This window comes from Paraburkholderia flagellata (assembly GCF_021390645.1).
Taxonomy (GTDB): Bacteria; Pseudomonadota; Gammaproteobacteria; order Burkholderiales; family Burkholderiaceae; genus Paraburkholderia; species Paraburkholderia flagellata.
In genome coordinates this window covers 2246324-2264864 of record NZ_JAJEJT010000001.1, presented here as the reverse complement: position 1 = coordinate 2264864, position 18541 = coordinate 2246324, and the positions used below count along the sequence as shown (strand labels likewise).

General features: G+C 64.4%; 19 protein-coding genes. 16 read left to right on the top strand and 3 right to left on the bottom strand.

Annotated features, from left to right (window positions below):
• Window positions 1-29: 29 nt before the first annotated feature.
• The 12 genes from L0U83_RS10095 (at window position 30) to cysM (ending at window position 12310) form a co-directional block, all read left to right on the top strand.
• The gene (locus tag L0U83_RS10095; RefSeq protein WP_233882381.1) at window positions 30-974 is read left to right on the top strand and encodes a prephenate dehydrogenase; all 945 of its coding nucleotides are present in this window, start codon (window positions 30-32) and stop codon (window positions 972-974) included.
• 62 nt (window positions 975-1036) lie between these two features.
• Entirely contained in the window at window positions 1037-2341 is a 1305-nt protein-coding gene (gene aroA, locus L0U83_RS10090) for a 3-phosphoshikimate 1-carboxyvinyltransferase (RefSeq protein WP_233882380.1), read from the top strand.
• Between the two features lie 28 nt (window positions 2342-2369).
• Window positions 2370-3065 (top strand): (d)CMP kinase, encoded by a 696-nt coding sequence (gene cmk / locus L0U83_RS10085; protein WP_233882379.1) that lies wholly within the window; start codon window positions 2370-2372, stop codon window positions 3063-3065.
• Window positions 3066-3249: 184 nt separating this feature from the next.
• Window positions 3250-4980, top strand: coding sequence for a 30S ribosomal protein S1 (gene rpsA / locus L0U83_RS10080; protein WP_201695551.1), 1731 nt, complete (start codon window positions 3250-3252; stop codon window positions 4978-4980).
• Between the two features lie 25 nt (window positions 4981-5005).
• On the top strand, window positions 5006-5329 hold the full coding sequence (locus tag L0U83_RS10075) for an integration host factor subunit beta (RefSeq protein WP_027817382.1): 324 nt from the start codon (window positions 5006-5008) through the stop codon (window positions 5327-5329).
• Window positions 5330-5625: 296 nt separating this feature from the next.
• On the top strand, window positions 5626-5919 hold the full coding sequence (locus tag L0U83_RS10070) for a lipopolysaccharide assembly protein LapA domain-containing protein (RefSeq protein ID WP_233882378.1): 294 nt from the start codon (window positions 5626-5628) through the stop codon (window positions 5917-5919).
• 64 nt (window positions 5920-5983) lie between these two features.
• Window positions 5984-7159: a lipopolysaccharide assembly protein LapB gene (gene lapB / locus L0U83_RS10065; protein WP_233882377.1), complete on the top strand. Its 1176-nt coding sequence runs from the start codon at window positions 5984-5986 to the stop codon at window positions 7157-7159.
• A gap of 110 nt (window positions 7160-7269) precedes the next feature.
• Window positions 7270-8667 (top strand): UDP-glucose dehydrogenase family protein, encoded by a 1398-nt coding sequence (locus L0U83_RS10060; protein WP_233882376.1) that lies wholly within the window; start codon window positions 7270-7272, stop codon window positions 8665-8667.
• Window positions 8639-9643 (top strand): D-glycero-beta-D-manno-heptose-7-phosphate kinase, encoded by a 1005-nt coding sequence (rfaE1, locus tag L0U83_RS10055; RefSeq protein WP_233882375.1) that lies wholly within the window; start codon window positions 8639-8641, stop codon window positions 9641-9643. Before L0U83_RS10060 ends, rfaE1 begins: the two co-directional genes overlap by 29 nt.
• 104 nt (window positions 9644-9747) lie before the next feature.
• Window positions 9748-10740, top strand: a complete 993-nt coding sequence (gene rfaD / locus L0U83_RS10050) for an ADP-glyceromanno-heptose 6-epimerase (RefSeq protein WP_233882374.1) — start codon at window positions 9748-9750, stop codon at window positions 10738-10740.
• A 73-nt stretch (window positions 10741-10813) separates the two neighbouring features.
• Complete coding sequence (locus tag L0U83_RS10045) at window positions 10814-11164, top strand: ComEA family DNA-binding protein (RefSeq protein WP_233882373.1); 351 nt, start codon at window positions 10814-10816, stop codon at window positions 11162-11164.
• Between the two features lie 243 nt (window positions 11165-11407).
• Window positions 11408-12310 (top strand): cysteine synthase CysM, encoded by a 903-nt coding sequence (gene cysM / locus L0U83_RS10040; RefSeq protein WP_233882372.1) that lies wholly within the window; start codon window positions 11408-11410, stop codon window positions 12308-12310.
• 70 nt (window positions 12311-12380) lie between these two features.
• On the opposite strand, the gene mltB is transcribed toward cysM, so the two are convergent.
• Window positions 12381-13700 (bottom strand): lytic murein transglycosylase B, encoded by a 1320-nt coding sequence (gene mltB, locus L0U83_RS10035; protein ID WP_233882371.1) that lies wholly within the window; start codon window positions 13698-13700, stop codon window positions 12381-12383.
• 214 nt (window positions 13701-13914) lie between these two features.
• Between mltB and L0U83_RS10030 the strand changes: the two genes are divergently transcribed.
• Both L0U83_RS10030 and L0U83_RS10025 read left to right on the top strand, forming a co-directional pair.
• A complete protein-coding gene (locus tag L0U83_RS10030) occupies window positions 13915-14841 on the top strand; it encodes a histone deacetylase family protein (protein ID WP_233882370.1) in 927 nt (308 codons plus the stop codon).
• 51 nt (window positions 14842-14892) lie between these two features.
• Window positions 14893-15678 carry an enoyl-CoA hydratase gene (locus L0U83_RS10025; RefSeq protein ID WP_233883858.1) on the top strand — a complete coding sequence of 262 codons (786 nt, stop codon included), beginning with the start codon at window positions 14893-14895 and terminating at the stop codon, window positions 15676-15678.
• 13 nt (window positions 15679-15691) lie between these two features.
• Here L0U83_RS10025 and L0U83_RS10020 read toward each other — a convergent pair whose 3' ends face one another.
• Entirely contained in the window at window positions 15692-16582 is an 891-nt protein-coding gene (locus L0U83_RS10020) for an alpha/beta hydrolase (protein WP_233882369.1), read from the bottom strand.
• 113 nt (window positions 16583-16695) lie between these two features.
• Window positions 16696-16863 carry a hypothetical protein gene (locus tag L0U83_RS10015; RefSeq protein ID WP_233882368.1) on the bottom strand — a complete coding sequence of 56 codons (168 nt, stop codon included), beginning with the start codon at window positions 16861-16863 and terminating at the stop codon, window positions 16696-16698.
• On the opposite strand from L0U83_RS10015, the gene L0U83_RS10010 reads away from it, so the two are divergent.
• A complete protein-coding gene (locus L0U83_RS10010) occupies window positions 16862-17896 on the top strand; it encodes a methionine ABC transporter ATP-binding protein (RefSeq protein WP_233882367.1) in 1035 nt (344 codons plus the stop codon). The two genes, L0U83_RS10015 and L0U83_RS10010, sit on opposite strands and share 2 nt — an antisense overlap.
• On the top strand, window positions 17886-18539 hold the full coding sequence (locus tag L0U83_RS10005; RefSeq protein ID WP_201695564.1) for a methionine ABC transporter permease: 654 nt from the start codon (window positions 17886-17888) through the stop codon (window positions 18537-18539). Before L0U83_RS10010 ends, L0U83_RS10005 begins: the two co-directional genes overlap by 11 nt.
• Window positions 18540-18541 lie beyond the last annotated feature (2 nt).

The window sequence follows — 18541 nt, the reverse complement described above, 5'->3', positions numbered from 1 at the left end:
GCGCGACCTTTACTTTTTTCGGTGGCGTCGTGAGTGCGTTTTCGTTTAACAAACTGGTGATTTTCGGTGTGGGCCTGATCGGCGGGTCGCTCGCGCGTGCGTTGCGCGAGCGCGGTTCGTCTGGGCGAGAAGGCGCGCAGGTGATCGGCGTGGGCCGCAGCGCGCACTCGGTGTCGCGCGCGCTCGAACTTGGCGTGATCGACGCCGCCGCGACGCTCGACGACGAAGCGGCGCTCGCCGCCGCGCTCGATGGCGCCGATATCGTATTGATCGCCGCACCCGTTGCGCAAACCCAGGCGTTGCTCGAGCGTATCGCGCCGCACCTCGGCAGCGAGACCATCGTCACCGACGCCGGCAGCACCAAGAGCGATGTGATCGCGGCGGCCCGTGCGGCGCTCGGCGCGCGCGTTGCGCAGTTCGTGCCGGGGCACCCGATCGCCGGGCGCGAGTCGAGCGGCGTTGACGCCGCGTTGCCCGATCTCTACGTAGGCCGCAACGTCGTGCTGTGTCCGCTCGAGGAAAACGCGCCGGCATCGGTCGAACGCATTGCTGCGATGTGGCGCGCCACGGGCGCGGTGATCGGCGAGATGCCGGCCGCGCAGCACGACCGCGTATTCGCCTCGGTGAGCCATCTGCCGCACGTGTTGTCGTTTGCGCTCGTCGACCAGATTCTCGCTTCGCCCGATGCTCAGCTGAAGTTCTCGTTCGCGGCTGGCGGCTTTCGCGACTTCACGCGCATTGCCGCGTCGAGCCCCGAAATGTGGCGCGACGTGTGCCTCGCGAACCGTACTGCGCTGCTCGCCGAACTCGACGGCTACACTGAAGTGCTGACGAGGCTGCGCGCGGCTATCGACGCCGGCGACGGCGCAGCGCTCGAAACGGTGTTCGCGCGTTCGCGCGCGGCGCGCGAGGCGTGGCAGGAGCGCGGCGGCAAGGGCGCGGCGGCGGCCATGGAAGCAGCACCAGACAAATAAGCAAACAGGACTCAGCCCGACGGCGCGAGCGCCGCAACCCAAGGCATTCTCAGGACACGTTCATGGAACACCTCGATCTCGGACCGTTCACCCGTGCGTCCGGCACGATCCGTCTGCCCGGCTCGAAGAGCATCTCGAACCGCGTGCTGCTGCTCGCGGCGCTGGCCGAGGGCGAAACGACCATCACGAACCTGCTCGACTCCGACGACACGCGCGTCATGCTCGACGCACTGGAAAAGCTCGGCGTGAAATTGAAGCGCGAGGGCGACACCTGCGTCGTGCAGGGCACGCGCGGCGCGTTCCAGGCGGTTCGCGCGGATCTCTTTCTCGGCAATGCGGGCACGGCGGTGCGTCCGCTCACGGCCGCGCTCGCGGTGAACGGCGGCGACTACCGCATTCACGGTGTGCCGCGCATGCACGAGCGGCCCATCGGCGACCTCGTGGACGGCTTGCGCCAGATCGGCGCGAAGATCGATTACGAAGAGAACGAAGGCTTTCCGCCGCTGCGTATCCGTCCGGCGCCGATTTCGGTCGAGGCGCCCATCCGCGTGCGCGGCGACGTGTCGAGCCAGTTCCTCACCGCGCTTCTCATGACGCTGCCGCTCGTGCGCGCCAAGGATGGCGTGACGATCGTCGAGGTGGACGGCGAACTGATCTCCAAGCCCTACATCGAGATCACGATCAAGCTGATGGAGCGCTTCGGCGTGAAGGTCGAGCGTCACGGCTGGCATCGCTTCGAGATCCCGGCGGGCGTGCGCTATCAGTCGCCTGGCAAGATCATGGTGGAAGGCGATGCGTCTTCGGCGTCGTACTTCCTCGCCGCGGGCGCGATCGGCGGCGGCCCGCTGCGCGTGGAGGGCGTGGGGCGCTCGAGCATCCAGGGCGATGTCGAGTTCGCGGCGGCGCTCATGCGCATGGGCGCGAACGTCACGGTCGCGGACGACTGGATCGAAGTGCGCGGAATCGGCAACGATCACGGCAAGCTCGACCCGATCGACATGGACTTCAACCTGATTCCGGACGCGGCCATGACGATCGCCGTGGCGGCGCTGTTCGCCGACGGCGCCACTACGCTGCGCAACATCGCGAGCTGGCGCGTGAAGGAAACCGACCGCATCGCAGCGATGGCCACGGAACTGCGCAAGGTGGGCGCGAACGTGGAAGAGGGCCCGGACTACCTGATCGTGCGTCCGCCCGAGAAACTCACGCCGAACGCCGCGATCGACACCTACGACGATCACCGCATGGCGATGTGCTTCTCGCTCGTGAGCCTCGGCGGCGTGCCGGTGCGCATCAACGACCCGAAGTGCGTCGGCAAGACGTTCCCCGATTATTTCGAGCGCTTCCTGGCGCTCGCGCAACCTTGATTCAAATGAAGCCGAGTACCTTTGCCGCATGAAATCGACCCGTCCCTTTTATCCGACGCCCGTCATCACGATCGACGGCCCGACCGCTTCCGGCAAGGGCACGGTGGCCGCGCTGGTCGCCGCGCAACTCGGCTTTCACCTGCTCGACAGCGGCGCGCTGTACCGGCTGGCTGCGCTCGCGAGCGTGCGCTACGCGATTGCGGCCGACGACGCCGATAGCCTTGCGAAGCTGATCGACGATCTCCATATCACGTTCCGCGAGGGGCTTGCGCAACTCGACGGCGTTGACGTTTCGAACGAAATTCGCGCCGAGGAAGTGGGCAACCGCGCCTCGATGATCGCCGCGCATCCGGCCGTGCGCACGGCGCTCGTGGCGCGCCAGCGGGCGTTTCGCAAGCTTCCCGGACTCGTGGCGGACGGCCGCGACATGGGCACCGTGATTTTCCCGGACGCCGTTCTGAAGGTGTTTTTGACGGCCAGCGTGGAGGCCCGTGCGGCCCGCCGGCATAAGCAATTGATCCAAAAAGGTTTTTCTGCTAATATGGAAGACTTGCTTCGGGATTTGCGTGAACGCGACGCGCGCGACAGTAACCGCGCGGCCGCGCCGCTCAAGCCCGCAGCGGATGCGCAGCTTCTCGATACCTCGGCGCTTTCCGTCGACCAGGCGGTCGAACAGGTGGTGCAGTGGTATGAGGAGTCGAGCCAACTGCGGCCCGTGCGGTAATTCACGCTCGCGGCAAAACGCAGCAGCAAGAAAGCAGTAGCAGTACGAGTTGGTGCCCTGGAAAGAAACAGGGCGTGTCTTAAACCCTTTAACCCCGTGTGGCTTTTGCATCTGTGCCGCGAACGTAAGCGCTCCGGCCTCAACGCCCGACCGGTCAAAACTGGCTGTCGGAGCAGCGAAAACCATGCAAATCCAGATTTTTATGTCCGACCTGCAAACCTCCACCCCGAATACCGAATCTTTTGCGGCTCTGTTCGAAGAGTCGCTGACCCGTCAAGACATGCGCGCCGGCGAAGTGATCTCCGCCGAAGTCGTGCGTGTTGACCACAACTTCGTGGTCGTGAACGCTGGTCTCAAGTCCGAAGCCTATATTCCGCTCGAAGAGTTCCTGAACGACGCGGGTGAAGTGGAAGTGCAGGCGGGCGATTTCGTTTCCGTCGCGATCGACGCGCTGGAAAACGGCTACGGCGACACGATCCTGTCGCGCGACAAGGCGAAGCGTCTCGCTTCGTGGCTGTCGCTGGAAAAGGCCCTCGACAACAACGAACTCGTGACCGGCACGATCACGGGCAAGGTCAAGGGCGGCATGACCGTCATGGTCAACGGCATCCGCGCGTTCCTGCCGGGTTCGCTCGTCGACACGCGTCCGGTCAAGGACACGACGCCGTACGAAGGCAAGACGCTCGAATTCCGCGTCATCAAGCTCGACCGCAAGCGTAACAACGTCGTGCTGTCGCGCCGCGCTGTGATCGAAGCCACGCAAGGCGAAGAGCGCGCAAAGCTGCTCGAAACGCTGAAGGAAGGCGCGATCGTCAACGGCGTGGTCAAGAACATCACCGACTACGGCGCGTTCGTGGACCTCGGCGGTATTGACGGCCTGCTGCACATCACCGACATCGCATGGCGTCGCGTGCGTCACCCGTCGGAAGTGCTGTCGGTTGGCCAGGAAGTCACTGCCAAGATCCTCAAGTTCGACCAGGAAAAGAACCGCGTTTCGCTCGGTATCAAGCAACTGGGCGACGATCCGTGGGAAGGCATCTCGCGCCGTTACCCGTCGGGCACGCGCCTGTTCGGCAAGGTCACCAACATCACCGACTACGGCGCGTTCGTCGAAGTCGAATCGGGCATCGAAGGCCTGGTTCACGTGTCGGAAATGGACTGGACCAACAAGAACGTTGCTCCGTCGAAGGTTGTCCAGCTGGGCGACGAAGTCGAAGTCATGGTCCTCGAGATCGACGAAGACCGCCGCCGCATCTCGCTCGGCATGAAGCAGTGCAAGCCGAACCCGTGGGATGACTTCAGCCGCAACTTCAAGAAGGGCGACAAGCTGCAAGGCGCAATCAAGTCGATCACCGACTTCGGCGTCTTCATCGGTCTGCCTGGCGGCATCGACGGTCTGGTTCACCTTTCGGACCTGTCGTGGTCGGAAACGGGCGAAGAAGCCGTTCGCAAGTACAAGAAGGGCGACGAAGTCGAAGCCGTGGTTCTGGGCATCGACGTCGAGAAGGAACGCATCTCGCTGGGTATCAAGCAGCTCGAAGGCGACCCGTTCAGCAACTTCGTTGCTGTCAACGACAAGGGTTCGACGGTCGACGGCGTGGTCAAGTCGGTCGACGCCAAGGGCGCTGTGATTACCCTGAACGCCGATGTCGAAGGCTACCTGCGTGCTTCGGAAATCGCGCAAGACCGCGTGGAAGATGCTCGCAACGTGCTGAAGGAAGGCGACAAGGTCAACGCGATGATCATCAACATCGATCGCAAGTCGCGTGGCATCAACCTGTCGATCAAGGCGAAGGACTCGGCTGAGACGCAAGAAGCACTGCGCAGCATGTCGTCGGATACGGGTTCGGCTGCTACCGGCACGACCAACCTCGGCGCGCTGCTCAAGGCCAAGCTCGACGGCCAGAACCAGTAAGCCTCAAACGGGGGCAAGCTGAAGTATGACCAAATCTGAATTGGTCGCGCAGCTGGCTACGCGATTTCCGCAACTTGTTCTCAAGGATGCGGATTTCGCGGTCAAGACGATGCTCGATGCGATGTCCGAGGCACTTGCCAAGGGCCATCGCATCGAAATTCGTGGCTTTGGCAGCTTCGGCCTGAATCGTCGGCCGTCGCGCGTTGGGCGCAATCCCAAGTCGGGTGAAAAGGTGCTGGTGCCTGAGAAGTTCGTGCCGCACTTCAAGCCGGGCAAGGAGTTGCGCGAGCGCGTGGACCGTAATTCGGGCGAGCCGCTGAAGGCAGACGAGCCGGACGACGACCTGTAAGCGTTGGATCGTTTTTCGATCGGGCGATTGCGGTCGTCGGCGGTCAATGCCAGATGGCCAGAATGCATGGACCGGTAAAAAGCGCTGGGGTGAATAACCCCGGCGCTTTTTTTTCGTCTGCGCCTTTTCGACGCTGTTTGCGCTGGCGCCCCGGTTTGATCTGGCGCTGCGCTCGCTCACACGTGTCGGCGCGCGAGCCGTTCAATTACAATACGGGACACTTCGGCGCGGCTTGTGCTGCGGCGCAGCATGTCCGCCACGCCGGCGCCTTTCTCAACTGCCAAGAGAATCCTTCAATGAGATTGATCGCCTGGGTGATCCGTGTGCTGGTGTTCGTACTGCTGCTCGTACTCGCGCTCGCCAACACGCAAACCGCGACGCTGAACTTTCTGGCCGGATATTCATGGCAGGCTCCGCTGATCCTGATCGGCCTCGCGTTTTTTGTGGTGGGGCTGCTGGCGGGGCTCCTTTCCGCGCTGCCCGGCGTGTTCCGGCTGCGCATGGAAAACGGCCGCCTCAAACGCGACCTGCGCGTGGCACGTGAAACGCCTGCGCCGAGCGTCGAGCCGCCGCTGCCGCCGCTCATCTGATTTGCATTGCCGTGCCGCGCGCCTGAACGCGTGCGGCTGATTTTTCGCTCATACCATCGCTCGCATGGATCTCGATTTTTGGTGGCTCCTCGTCATTCCCGTGGCATTCGCGCTCGGATGGATGGCGTCGCGCTACGACCTGAAGGCACTCCTCTCCGAAAGCGCCAACCTGCCGCGCTCGTATTTTCGCGGGCTGAATTTTCTGCTCAACGAGCAGCCGGACAAGGCCATCGACGCGTTCATCGAGGTCGCCAAGCTCGACCCTGAAACCGTCGAACTGCACTTCGCGCTCGGCAATCTGTTTCGCCGCCGCGGCGAGACCGATCGTGCGATCCGCGTGCACCAGAATCTGCTCTCGCGCTCCGACCTGCCCGTGAACGAGCGCGACCACGCGCTCTATGAACTCGGCCAGGACTTCCTGAAGGCCGGCATGCTCGATCGCGCCGAGGAAACCTTCGGCAAGCTCAAGTCGGGAGACTTCGCGCTTGGCGCACAGCGCGCGCTGCTCGCGATCTACGAGATCGAGAAGGACTGGAACCGCTGCATCGACACCGCACGTCATCTCGAGACGATGGGCGCGGCGTCGCTCGATCTCGAGATCGCGCAGTTCCATTGCGAACTCGCGCAGGAAGCGCTCCAGCAGAAAAAGCCCGACGAAGCACGCCGTCAGCTAGCGCTGGCGCTCAAGGCCAATTCGCAGAACGTGCGCGCGACGATACTCGCGGGCGACGTCGATGCGGCAAGCGGAGATTGCGGGACGGCGCTTGGCCACTGGCGCGAAGTCGAGGCGCAAAACTCCTCGTATCTGCCGCTCGTCGCCGAGAAGGTCATGAAGGCCTACGAGACGCTCGGCCGCGCCGAAGAGGGCGCGCAGTTGCTCACGACATGGGTTGACGCGTATCCGTCCAACGATCTGCTCGACGTCGCTTACAAGTATGTCGCCGCGCTGCGCGGCGCCGACGCGGCGCACGCGCTCGCCCGCACGCAGATGCAGAAGTCGCCGAACCTCGCTGGCATGGCGCGCCTGCTTGAAGCGCAGCAGGCGACGGCCGAAGAACCGCGCCGCAGTGAACTCGAACTGATGCGCAAGCTGCTCCAGCAGCGCACCAAGAACCTGCCTCGCTACACCTGCCAGAACTGCGGCTTCCGGGCGCGCCTCTTCTACTGGCAGTGTCCGGGCTGCAGTGGTTGGGAAACCTATGCGCCGCGCCGCGTCGAGCCGGTTCCCGCATCGAGTTGAGCCTAAGGGCCCGCGCGATCAGGGCGCCTCGCCGGCCGCACCTGGCCGGCCGCACCTAGCCGGCCGCACACCCAGTCATTCCATTATCAGCATCTGTCACCGGAGCGCCTATGAAGATCACCATTGTCGGTACCGGCTACGTCGGCCTCGTCACCGGTGCGTGCCTTGCCGAAATCGGCCACGACGTGTTTTGCCTCGATGTCGATCCGCGCAAGATCGATATCCTGAATGGCGGCGGCGTGCCGATTCACGAGCCGGGCCTGCTCGAACTCATCGCGCGCAACCGCGCGGCCGGGCGCATCACTTTTTCCACCGACGTGGCGGCGAGCGTCGAGCACGGCGAGGTGCAGTTCATCGCCGTGGGCACGCCGCCTGACGAAGACGGTTCGGCCGATCTCCAGTACGTGCTCGAGGCGGCGCGCAGCATTGGCCGCCACATGAACGGCTTCAAGGTGGTCGTCGACAAGTCGACGGTCCCCGTCGGCACGGCGCAGCGCGTGCACGGCGTGTTGGCCGAAGAACTTGCGAAGCGCGGCCTCATGCATAGCGTGGACCATCGCTACTCGGTCGTCTCGAACCCCGAGTTCCTGAAAGAAGGCGCGGCCGTGGACGACTTCATGCGCCCGGACCGCATCATCATCGGGCTCGACGAGGACGAGAACGGCGACGCCGCGCGCGAGAAGATGAAGCGCCTCTACGCGCCGTTCAACCGCAATCACGAGCGCACGATCTACATGGATGTGCGCTCCGCCGAATTCACGAAGTACGCGGCGAATGCCATGCTCGCCACGCGCATCTCGTTCATGAACGAGATGGCGAATCTCGCCGACCGCGTGGGCGCCGACATCGAGTCGGTGCGCCGCGGCATCGGTTCCGATCCGCGCATCGGCTATCACTTCCTTTATGCGGGCTGCGGCTATGGCGGCTCGTGCTTCCCGAAGGACGTGCAGGCGCTGATCCGCACGGCCGCGGAGTCGGGCCAGAACCTGCGCGTGCTCGAAGCGGTCGAGGAGGTCAATCACGGCCAGAAGGAAGTGCTCGTCAAGAAGATCGCCAGGGTGTGCGGCGAAGACCTCACTGGCAAGCACTTCGCCGTGTGGGGTCTCGCATTCAAGCCGAATACCGACGACATGCGCGAAGCGCCGAGCCGCCGTCTGATCGCCGACCTGCTTGCACGTGGCGCGACGGTGGCCGCGTGGGATCCGGTTGCGGCCGAGGAAGCGCAGCGCGTATTCGCGCTCGATCTCGCGCACGCGCCAGAGCAGCATGCGCGCCTTACGTTCGCGTCGAGCCAGGACGACGCCCTCACGGACGCGGACGCGCTCGTGATCGTCACCGAATGGACCGCGTTCAAGGCGCCTGATTTCGTGCATTTGAAGAAGGTGCTCAAGGCACCGCGTATCTTCGACGGACGCAATCTCTACGAGCCCGACGCCATGGCGGAGCTCGGCATTGACTATCACTCGATTGGGCGGCCCCATGTCAATCTCGCAAACTCCGCAGCCTGAAGCGACGCCTGTCGCCGCACTTGCAACGGCTATCGCGCCGGAAGTGCGCGTCGTGCCGCGCGAGAAGCTCGCCACCTCGCGCGTTCTGGTGGTGGGCGACGTCATGCTCGACCGCTACTGGTTCGGCGATGTCAACCGCATCTCGCCGGAAGCGCCGGTGCCGGTCGTGCATGTGCAGCGCAAGGAAGACCGACTGGGCGGCGCCGCGAACGTCGCGCGCAACGCGGCGGCGCTCGGCGCCCATGCGGGCCTCTTGTGCGTGGTGGGCCACGACGAACCCGGCGAGCGCATCGTCGAGTTGCTCGACGAAAGCAACGTGAATGCGTATCTCGAACGCGATCCCGCGTTGCCGACCACCATCAAGCTGCGCGTGCTTTCGCGCCAGCAACAGCTCTTGCGTGTGGATTTCGAGAACACGCCCGCGCACGAGATCCTGCTCGCCAGCCTCGCACGTTTCGACGCGCTGCTGCCCACGCACGACGTGATTCTGCTCTCCGACTACGCAAAGGGCGGCCTCACGCACGTCACGCAGATGATCGCGAAGGCTCGCGCTGCGGGCAAGGCGGTCCTTGTCGATCCCAAGGGGGACGACTGGGAGCGCTATCGCGGCGCGAGCCTCATCACGCCGAACCGCGCGGAGCTGCGCGAGGTGGTGGGCACCTGGAAGTCCGAGGAGGACCTCCACGCACGCGTGACGAAGCTGCGCCGGGAACTGCAGTTCGATGCGCTGCTGCTCACGCGCTCGGAAGAGGGTATGACGCTCTTTTCCGATGACGGCGTGCTGCACGCGGCGGCTGACGCGCGCGAAGTGTATGATGTCTCGGGCGCCGGCGACACGGTGATCGCGACTGTCGCGGTCATGCTGGGCGCGGGTTTGCCGCTCGTCGAAGGCGTTGCGCTCGCGAATCGCGCAGCCGGCATCGTGGTCGGCAAGCTCGGTACGGCCACCGTCGATTACGACGAACTCTTTCAATAATGTTCCGCACGCGAGCGCGTAGCGCTCGCACCCCTGCCGGGATTTCCGGAGAGTTTTCCCGGCGGGCATCAACCTCGCGTGAACCTCGTCACCGCAGACCTATCATGACCCTCATCGTCACCGGCGCGGCCGGCTTCATCGGCAGCAACATCGTCAAGGCGCTGAACGAACGCGGCGAAGACCGCATCATCGCCGTCGACAATCTCACCCGCGCGGACAAGTTCAGGAATCTCGTCGATTGCGAGATCGACGACTACATCGACAAGACCGAGTTCGTCGAGCGCTTCGCGCGCGGCGACTTCGGCGACGTGCGCGCGGTGTTCCACGAAGGCGCCTGTTCGGACACGATGGAAACCGACGGCCGCTACATGATGGACAACAACTTTCGCTATAGCCGCGCCGTGCTCGACACGTGTCTCGCGCAGCGCGTGCAGTTTCTGTATGCGTCGTCGGCGGCGATCTATGGCGGCTCGACACGCTTCGTCGAAGAGCGCGAAGTGGAAGCGCCGCTGAACGTGTACGGCTATTCGAAGTTCCTGTTCGACCAGGTGATCCGCCGCGTGCTGCCCACCGCGCAAAGCCAGATTGCCGGCTTTCGCTATTTCAACGTGTATGGTCCGCGCGAGACGCACAAGGCGCGCATGGCCTCGGTGGCGTTCCACAACTTCAACCAGTTCCGCGCCGAAGGGCGTGTAAAGCTGTTCGGCGAATACAACGGCTACGCGCCGGGCGAGCAGACGCGCGACTTCGTCTCCGTCGAGGACGTGGTGAAGGTCAACCTGTTCTTCTTCGATCATCCGGAAAAGACGGGCATCTTCAACCTGGGCAGCGGCCGTGCACAGCCGTTCAACGACATCGCAACGACCGTGGTGAACACGCTGCGTGCGATGGAAGGCAAGCCTGCGCTGTCGCTCGCGGAGCAGGTCAAGGAAGGGCTGATCGAGTACATCCCGTTTCCCGATGCGCTGCGTGGCAAGTATCAATGCTTCACGCAAGCAGACCAGTCGAAGCTGCGCGCAGCGGGCTACGACGCGCCGTTCCTGACGGTGCAGGAAGGGGTGGATCGTTACGTACGTTGGCTTTCTGGCCAGGTGTAACGCGAAGCCGTGACTTCATAAACTGGACTCTCCTCGCCGGCGATGGTCGCCGGCGTTTTCAGGGAGATCCAGCATGTTCCGAAAAATCCTTGCGGCGGCCGCGCTTCTGGCCGTATTCGGCCACGCCTTCGCGGCCGTGGACGTCAACACGGCCAACGAAGACGCGCTTCGCGGCATCAAGGGCATTGGACCCGCGCGCGCCAAGGCCATTCTCGACGAGCGCGGCGCGCACGGCCCGTACAAGGATGCCGCTGACCTCGGCAAGCGCGTGAAGGGCTTGGGCGGTCATACCGTCGAACGTTTGCAGGCCGAAGGATTGGCGGTCGGTCCCGCGAATGCTCAAGCGGGGCAGGCGAAGGTTGCACAGGCAACGCCCGCGAAGGCGGGGGCGCCGCAGGCGGCGACCGTGGCCGTCAAAAAGTAGGCGTTCGCTTGTGTTTTAACCCGCGCGTCGTGCGTAAGCAGCGCGGGGTGCAGTCTCCTTCAGGTGTCGCTCAGGTGATGTCGACCCGCGACTTTGACCCGCGGCCCGGGCCGCGGGCTTTTTGCCGCGCATTAACGTTGGCTCGCCAGCCTGCGTCCATACGAGCGTTATGGGTCTCCAGCGGTCGCTTGCCGCGTGGTTTAGAATCGATGGATCACGTCATTGCGCCTTACCGCCATTCCCATGCCCTACAAGACCATTGAAGACACGATCGGCAATACGCCGCTCGTGCAGCTCGTCCGCCTGCCGGACGACGAAATCCGCGCCCGCAATAACGTCGTGCTCGCCAAGCTGGAAGGCAACAACCCGGCTGGGTCGGTGAAGGACCGCCCGGCGCTTTCGATGATTCGCAAAGCCGAAGAGCGCGGCCGCATCAAGCCGGGCGATACGCTCATCGAGGCGACGAGCGGGAATACGGGCATCGCGCTTGCCATGGCAGCGGCCATTCGCGGCTACAGGATGGTGCTCATCATGCCGGAGGACCTCTCGGTCGAGCGCCGTCAGAGCATGGCCGCGTACGGCGCCGAAATCATGCTCACGCCCGTCAAGGGCGGCATGGAATATGCGCGCGACCTCGCTGAGCAAATGCAACGCGACGGCAAGGGCATCATCCTCGACCAGTTCGCCAATCCCGACAATCCGCTTGCGCATTACGAGACCACTGGCCCGGAAATCTGGCGCGATACCGAAGGGCGCATCACGCACTTCGTTTCGTCGATGGGCACGACCGGCACGATCATGGGCACCTCCCAGTTCCTGAAGGAAAAGAATCAGGCTATCGAGATCGTCGGCGCGCAGCCGGAAGAAGGCTCGCGCATTCCGGGCATCCGCAAGTGGCCCGAAGCGTACATGCCGAAGATTTTCGACCGCAGCCGCGTGGATCGCGTGGAGAACGTGAGCCAGGCCGCCGCCGAAAACATGGCGCGCCGACTCGCCTCGGTCGAAGGCATTTTCGCGGGTATCTCGTCGGGCGGCGCATGCGAAGTGGCGATGCGCCTTGCGCGCCAGCTCGAGAACGCGACGATCGTGTTCATCATCTGCGATCGTGGCGACCGCTATCTGTCTACGGGTGTGTTTCCCGCGTGATTCAAGCGTAGGTGCAAAAACAAAACGGCCTTCGGTGTTTCCGAAGGCCGTTTGCTTTGCGCCGCTGAAATTAGTCTTGCTGTCCGGGTGCTGTCGTGCCCGTACCATTCGGGGCGCTGTTCATGCCGTTGCCATTTCCGTTGGCGCCGTTGCTGTCGCCGTTGCCCCCATTCCCACCATTGCCGTTCGCCGGGCCCACGCCCACGCCCGGCTGCGTCGCCAGCATCTGCGCCTTTACGCGCATACCCAGCTGATACACAGCAAGCGCATAGAAGAAGCTGCGGTTATAGCGCGTGAGCACATAAAAGTTCTTGAGCCCGAGCTTGTACTCGGTGCCGCGTCCAGGCGTCGGCAGATCGATCACCGTGATGGGCGTGCCCGCCTCGGCGGCGACGTCCACGTCCGGCTGGTCGAGCACGAGCCCCGAGCGCAGCAACTGGCTGAGCGGCCAGCGCGGTTCCGGCTTGCCGTCCGCGGCGGCCTGCGCAATGCCGAGGCTGCCCGCATCGGTGGCGATATTCCACACCACGGGCCGGCCCGATTCCCAGCCGTTCTGCCTCAAATAGTTCGCCACGCTGCCGATCGCGTCGGCCGTGCTCGCGCGCAGGTCGATGTGATTGTTGCCCTCGTAGTCCACCGCGTATTGCACGATGCTGCTCGGCAGGAACTGCGGAATGCCGATCGCGCCCGTGTACGAGCCGAGCACCGACGACGGATCGATTTGCGCGTCGCGCGTCCACACGAGGTAGTCCTCGAGATTCTTGCGGAACGTTGCCATGCGCTCGGCGCGGTTCGGCGTGTTCGGATAATCGAAGGCGAGCGTGGTGAGCGCGTCAAGCACGCGGAAATTGCCCATGTAGCGGCCGTAGATCGTCTCCACGCCGATGATGCCGACGATCACCTCAGGCGGCACGCCAAACTCTTCCGACGCGCGCTGCAGCGTGGCCTGGTTCGCGCGCCAGAAGCGCACGCCCGCATTGATGCGGACTGGGTCGAGAAAGCGCGCCTGATACGCGCGCCAGTTCTTCACACCCGGAACCGGCGAGGGCGTGACGAGCTTCACCGCCGTCGCCGAATAATTCGCGCTCGCGAAGAGCGCGTGCAGCGCGGTGGGATCGAAGTCGTAGCGCGCCACCATGTCGTTGATGAAGCCGTCGACGTCCGGATTGTTCGCGTAGCGCTGCGGGACGATTTCCTCTTCGAACGTCTGGCCCTGCGTCGGCGTTTGCGGCTGTGCCTGCGCGAGCGTGAGCGGCGCCTGTCGCGATTTCGGCGCGGCAGTTTGCGCGCGCGCCGCGCCGGTGCACAACGACGCCGCGACGCAAAGCGCGAGTGCGAGGGTCGTGCGACGTGGGCGGCTGGAGGCAAACAGAGCGGTCTTGAGCGTCATGAGCGAGAGGGGGAGAGCGGTCCAGGAAGATCCCGGGCAGTATAACCGAGCACCTTATGGGAATTGGGCCGTTGCGCGCCGGCGTGGCGCGTGAGCACCAGGTCGCTGTGGTAACGTGGTGGCTGTTCGCGCGCCGGCCGGCGCGCCGCCAGACAAAAGATCGAAGGAGACCCGCGGCCGCGCGCATGCGCGAAGCCCGCGGCCAGTGCGACTCATGACGACCGGTTTCTTCTCTCACCCCGATTTTCTGCTGCACGAGATGGGCGAATGGCATCCTGAATGCCCGGCGCGCCTGCAGGCCATCGAAGACCAGCTGATCGCAAGCCGCATCGACGCGCTGATCGAGCGCGACGAATCGGCGCCCCTCGCGACCGAGGCGGACCTCCTGCGCGTGCATACCCAGGCGCACATCGACTTCATCCGCAACACGGCGCCCAAGGAAGGCTACGCGAGCATCGACTCCGACACGCTGATGAATCCGCACACATGGCAGGCGGCGCTGCGTGCTGCGGGTGCGGCGATCGCGGCTACCGACGCGGTGCTCGCAGGGCGCTACGAGAACGCATTCTGCAGCGTGCGGCCGCCCGGCCATCACGCGGAGCCCGCGCGCGCGATGGGCTTTTGCTTCTTCAATAACATAGCGATCGCGGCGCGCCATGCACTGGAAGTCCATGGCCTCCAACGCGTGGCCATCGTGGATTTCGACGTCCATCACGGCAATGGCACCGAAGCGGCGTTCGCGGGCGATTCGCGCGTGCTGATGTGCAGCTTTTTCCAGCATCCGTTCTATCCGTACACGGGGACCGAGAATCCGGCGCCGAACATGGTCAATCTGCCGATCGCGGCGCGCACGAAGGGCATGGAAGTGCGCGAGGCCATCGACATCATGTGGCTGCCTCGCCTGCACGAATTCAAGCCGGAGATGGTGTTCGTCTCGGCGGGCTTCGACGCGCATCGCGAAGACGATCTCGGCAACATGGGGCTCGTGGAGGACGACTTCGCGTGGATCACGGAACAGATTCGCGAGATCGCGGGCCGCTATGCGAAGGGGCGCATCGTGAGCAGCCTCGAAGGCGGCTATAACCTCTCGGCGCTTGGCCGCAGCGTGGTGGCGCATTTGCGCGTGCTGGCCGATATCTAGGCAACCGTTCTCGCACCCATTCGAACGAAGGAGACACACATCGTGAGTGCCATTCCCTGCGTTTCGCCATCGCTCGTCGAAGTGACGCGCGACGCGTACGGCGTGCCAGGCGTCGTGCGCCTCACGCTGAATCGCCCGGATGCGTTCAACGCGCTTTCCGAATTGCTCATCGATGCCGTGCAGACCGAACTCGCCGCGCTGGCAAAATCCGATGCGCGCGTGATCGTGATCGCTGCAGCGGGCCGCGCGTTTTGCGCGGGCCATGATCTCAGGGAAATGCGCGCGGCGCCCTCGCACGAGTACTACGCGAAACTGTTCGAACGCTGCTCGAAGATGATGCTGGCCATCCAAAAGATGCCGCAGCCTGTGATCGCGCGCGTGCAGGGCGTGGCGACGGCAGCGGGCTGCCAGCTCGTCGCGATGTGCGATCTGGCGGTGGCGGCGGATACGGCGCGCTTTGCCGTGTCGGGCATCAATCTCGGGCTCTTCTGCTCGACGCCCGCTGTGCCGCTCTCGCGCAACGTCTCGCGCAAGGCGGCCTTCGAAATGCTGATGACGGGCGAATTCATCGACGCGCAAAAGGCGCTGCGCGAAGGCCTCGTGAATCGCGTCGTCCCCGCCGACGAGCTCGACGCCGCCGTGACGGCGCTTGCCGCGAGCATCTGCGCGAAGCCTCGCGAGGCGGTCGAGGCAGGCAAGGGGCTCTTCTACCGACAGATCGAAATGGGCATCGAAGCCGCGTATCAACTGGCCGGACAGACCATGGCCTGCAACATGATGACCGACCCCGCGCTCGACGGCGTGCAGGCATTCATCGACAAACGCGGGGCGAAATAGCGCGTGTGGCCGCTCAGCAGTGCCGGTCGATCCAATCCATCATTGCCCCGATCACGCGCTCGCGATCGAGGTCGTTGAGCGTTTCGTGGTAGCTGCCTTCATAAAGCGTGAGCGTGCGATCGGGCGATCCCACATTCGCACCGAATGCGCGGCTGCCTTCGGGCTCGGTGAGCTTGTCCTCGGTGCCATGCCAGATCAGCACGGGTAGCCGCAATTGCGCGCTGCCCGCCTCGATACGCTTCATCGCTTCCAGCAATTGCGCGCCCGTGCGCGCGGGAATCGCGCCGTGATGCACGAGCGGATCGGCGCGATTTGCTTCGACCACGGAGGAGTCGCGCGCGAGTAGGGCCGCGTCGATCTTCATGGCCGGAAAGGTCGGCCAGATCGCGCTGATCACGCGGCTCGCGGCGATCATCCATGCAGGCACGTCGCGGCCTGGCGCTAGCGCCGCGCTCGAGAGCAGCAGGCCCGCGAGCGGCACGCGCGCTTGCGGCAAGCGCTCGACGGCATAGAGCGCGGCGATCGCGCCGCCCATGCTGTGGCCCATCAGGAAGAGCGGCGTGCCCCGTGTGGCGCATTGCGCGCTCGTGTGGGCGAGAAGCGCCTCGGCGTCGTCAAGATATTCGTCGATGCGCGCGACCCAGGTGCGGCGCCCCGGTGCATGCCCGTGACCGCGCAGATCGACTGCGTAGACGTCGATGCCCGCGGCGTTCAGCCGCGCCGCAAGCGCCGCATAACGGCCCGCATGTTCCGCCAGGCCGTGAACCAGCGCGATGGCCGCCCGCGGCGGCGCGCTCGCGCGCCATACGTAGAGCGGCAATTCGACGCCGTCGCGTGTGCGCAGCGTCAATCGCTCTGCGGGCTTCATGGCCTCGGCCGCGCCGATTTTCTGACTGGTCTCCATCTCGCTCCCTCGTTGGGCGGTTCGTTTTCGGTATCAGTCTGTCGGCAGCAGTGTAGCGGCCGCACGAGCGGCGACGTGCTGCCAGCGCCCTCTAATGCAATCGAGTTATGAAATTATCGAAATTGATTATTAAAAGGAATTTTGCGGGCCAGGGTAAAATGGCGGACTAAATCCAGTCCATCAAACGGCGGCTGTCTGCCGGCGCGACGCGTTTTCCGATAATCCGAAAGGGTGGTCAATGCGAGCGGCGCGCGGCACACCCGCCGTTTCGTTTTTTCCATGATCGAAATTCGAAACGTGTCCCAGCGCTTCGCCGGCCCGCAAGGCTGGATCGAGGCGCTGCACAACGTCAATCTGACGATTCCGCCGGGCGAAGTGTTCGGCATCATCGGGCGCAGCGGCGCAGGCAAGAGCACGCTCGTGCGCACCATCAACCTGCTCACGCGGCCCACCGAAGGCGACATCGTCGTCAACGGGCGCACGCTCACATCGCTGTCGTCGGCCGACCTGCGCGATGCGCGCCGCGAGATCGGCATGATCTTTCAGCACTTCAACCTGCTGTCGTCGCGCACCGTGTTCGACAACGTTGCGCTGCCGCTGGAGCTTGCTGGCGTAAAGCGCGCCGAGATCGAAGCGACGGTGTTGCCGCTGCTCGAACTCGTCGGCCTCACCGCGCAGAAGGATCGCTATCCCTCGCAGATCAGCGGCGGCCAGAAGCAGCGCGTGGGCATTGCGCGCGCGCTCGCGAGCAAGCCGAAGGTGCTGCTTTCGGATGAGGCGACCTCCGCGCTCGACCCCGAAACCACGCGCGCGATTCTCGACCTGCTGCGCAAGATCAATCGCGAACTGAACCTGACCATCGTGATGATCACGCACCAGATGGAAGTGATCAAACAGGTCTGCGACCGTGTGGCCGTGCTCGATGCGGGCCGCGTGGTGGAAAGCGGTCCCGTGCTCGACGTGTTCCTGCAGCCGCGCCACGAAGTCACGCGCGCGCTGCTCGGCGACGTGATTGCCCAGGAGTTGCCGCCCGCGCTCAAGGCGCGCGTGGCCGAGCACCTCGCGAAGGGCAGCGGCCATTTGCTGCGACTCGCGTTCAAGGGTACGGGCGTCGACCAGCCGGTGTTGTCGGAAACGATTCGCCGCTTCGAACTCGATTTCAACATCCTTCATGGCCAGATCGACGAGATCCAGGGCCAGGCGTTCGGCTCGCTCGCGGTGCTCGCGGGCGGCGATCCGGTGAAGGTGGCGCAGGCCATTGCGTGGCTGCGCGAGCAAGGTGTCGTGGTGGAGGAGCTGTCCCATGTGGAGTGAAATGTTCGACATGTTCGTCCAGTCGTTCTGGGAGACGCTCATCATGGTGGGCATCTCGGGACTCGTGGGCGCGGCCTTCGGCCTGCCGCTCGGTGTGCTGCTCTATCTCACCGACCGCAACGGCGTGCTGCAAAACATCGCCGCGAATCGCGTGATGGGCGTGATCGTCAACGCTGTGCGATCCACGCCGTTCATCATCTTGCTGGTCGCCGTGATTCCGTTCACGCGTCTCGTGGTCGGCTCGTCGATCGGCACGGCGGCCGCCATCGTGCCGCTCACCATTGCGGCTGCGCCGTTCATCGCGCGCCTCGTGGAAACGGCGCTGCGCGAAGTCGATCGCGGCCTGATCGAAGCCGCCCAGGCCATGGGTGCGAGCACGAGCCAGATCGTCTTCAAGGTGCTGCTGCCCGAGTCGCTGCCCGGCGTGGTGGCGGGGCTCACCATCACGTTCATCTCGCTCGTCGGCTATTCGGCAATGGCGGGCGCGATCGGCGGCGGCGGTCTTGGCGACCTCGGCATCCGCTACGGCTATCAGCGCTTCGAGCCCGAAGTCATGCTGATCGTCGTCGTGATCCTGATCGTGTTCGTGCAGCTCGTGCAGTCGTTCGGCGACTGGCTCGTGCGACGCTTGAGCCACAAATAAGC

What these genes read in the sequence shown, in the direction of transcription:
- L0U83_RS10030 (WP_233882370.1), top strand. Translation starts at nt 13,915, where the DNA reads ATGACGACCGGTTTCTTCTCTCACCCCGATTTTCTGCTGCACGAGATG.
- L0U83_RS10045 (WP_233882373.1), top strand. Translation starts at nt 10,814, where the DNA reads ATGTTCCGAAAAATCCTTGCGGCGGCCGCGCTTCTGGCCGTATTCGGC.
- L0U83_RS10005 (WP_201695564.1), top strand. Translation starts at nt 17,886, where the DNA reads ATGTGGAGTGAAATGTTCGACATGTTCGTCCAGTCGTTCTGGGAGACG.
- L0U83_RS10010 (WP_233882367.1), top strand. Translation starts at nt 16,862, where the DNA reads ATGATCGAAATTCGAAACGTGTCCCAGCGCTTCGCCGGCCCGCAAGGC.
- rfaE1 (WP_233882375.1), top strand. Translation starts at nt 8,639, where the DNA reads ATGTCAATCTCGCAAACTCCGCAGCCTGAAGCGACGCCTGTCGCCGCA.
- aroA (WP_233882380.1), top strand. Translation starts at nt 1,037, where the DNA reads ATGGAACACCTCGATCTCGGACCGTTCACCCGTGCGTCCGGCACGATC.
- L0U83_RS10020 (WP_233882369.1), bottom strand. Translation starts at nt 16,582, where the DNA reads ATGGAGACCAGTCAGAAAATCGGCGCGGCCGAGGCCATGAAGCCCGCA.
- cmk (WP_233882379.1), top strand. Translation starts at nt 2,370, where the DNA reads ATGAAATCGACCCGTCCCTTTTATCCGACGCCCGTCATCACGATCGAC.
- mltB (WP_233882371.1), bottom strand. Translation starts at nt 13,700, where the DNA reads ATGACGCTCAAGACCGCTCTGTTTGCCTCCAGCCGCCCACGTCGCACG.
- rfaD (WP_233882374.1), top strand. Translation starts at nt 9,748, where the DNA reads ATGACCCTCATCGTCACCGGCGCGGCCGGCTTCATCGGCAGCAACATC.
- L0U83_RS10060 (WP_233882376.1), top strand. Translation starts at nt 7,270, where the DNA reads ATGAAGATCACCATTGTCGGTACCGGCTACGTCGGCCTCGTCACCGGT.
- rpsA (WP_201695551.1), top strand. Translation starts at nt 3,250, where the DNA reads ATGCAAATCCAGATTTTTATGTCCGACCTGCAAACCTCCACCCCGAAT.
- L0U83_RS10070 (WP_233882378.1), top strand. Translation starts at nt 5,626, where the DNA reads ATGAGATTGATCGCCTGGGTGATCCGTGTGCTGGTGTTCGTACTGCTG.
- L0U83_RS10075 (WP_027817382.1), top strand. Translation starts at nt 5,006, where the DNA reads ATGACCAAATCTGAATTGGTCGCGCAGCTGGCTACGCGATTTCCGCAA.
- L0U83_RS10015 (WP_233882368.1), bottom strand. Translation starts at nt 16,863, where the DNA reads ATGGAAAAAACGAAACGGCGGGTGTGCCGCGCGCCGCTCGCATTGACC.
- cysM (WP_233882372.1), top strand. Translation starts at nt 11,408, where the DNA reads ATGCCCTACAAGACCATTGAAGACACGATCGGCAATACGCCGCTCGTG.
- lapB (WP_233882377.1), top strand. Translation starts at nt 5,984, where the DNA reads ATGGATCTCGATTTTTGGTGGCTCCTCGTCATTCCCGTGGCATTCGCG.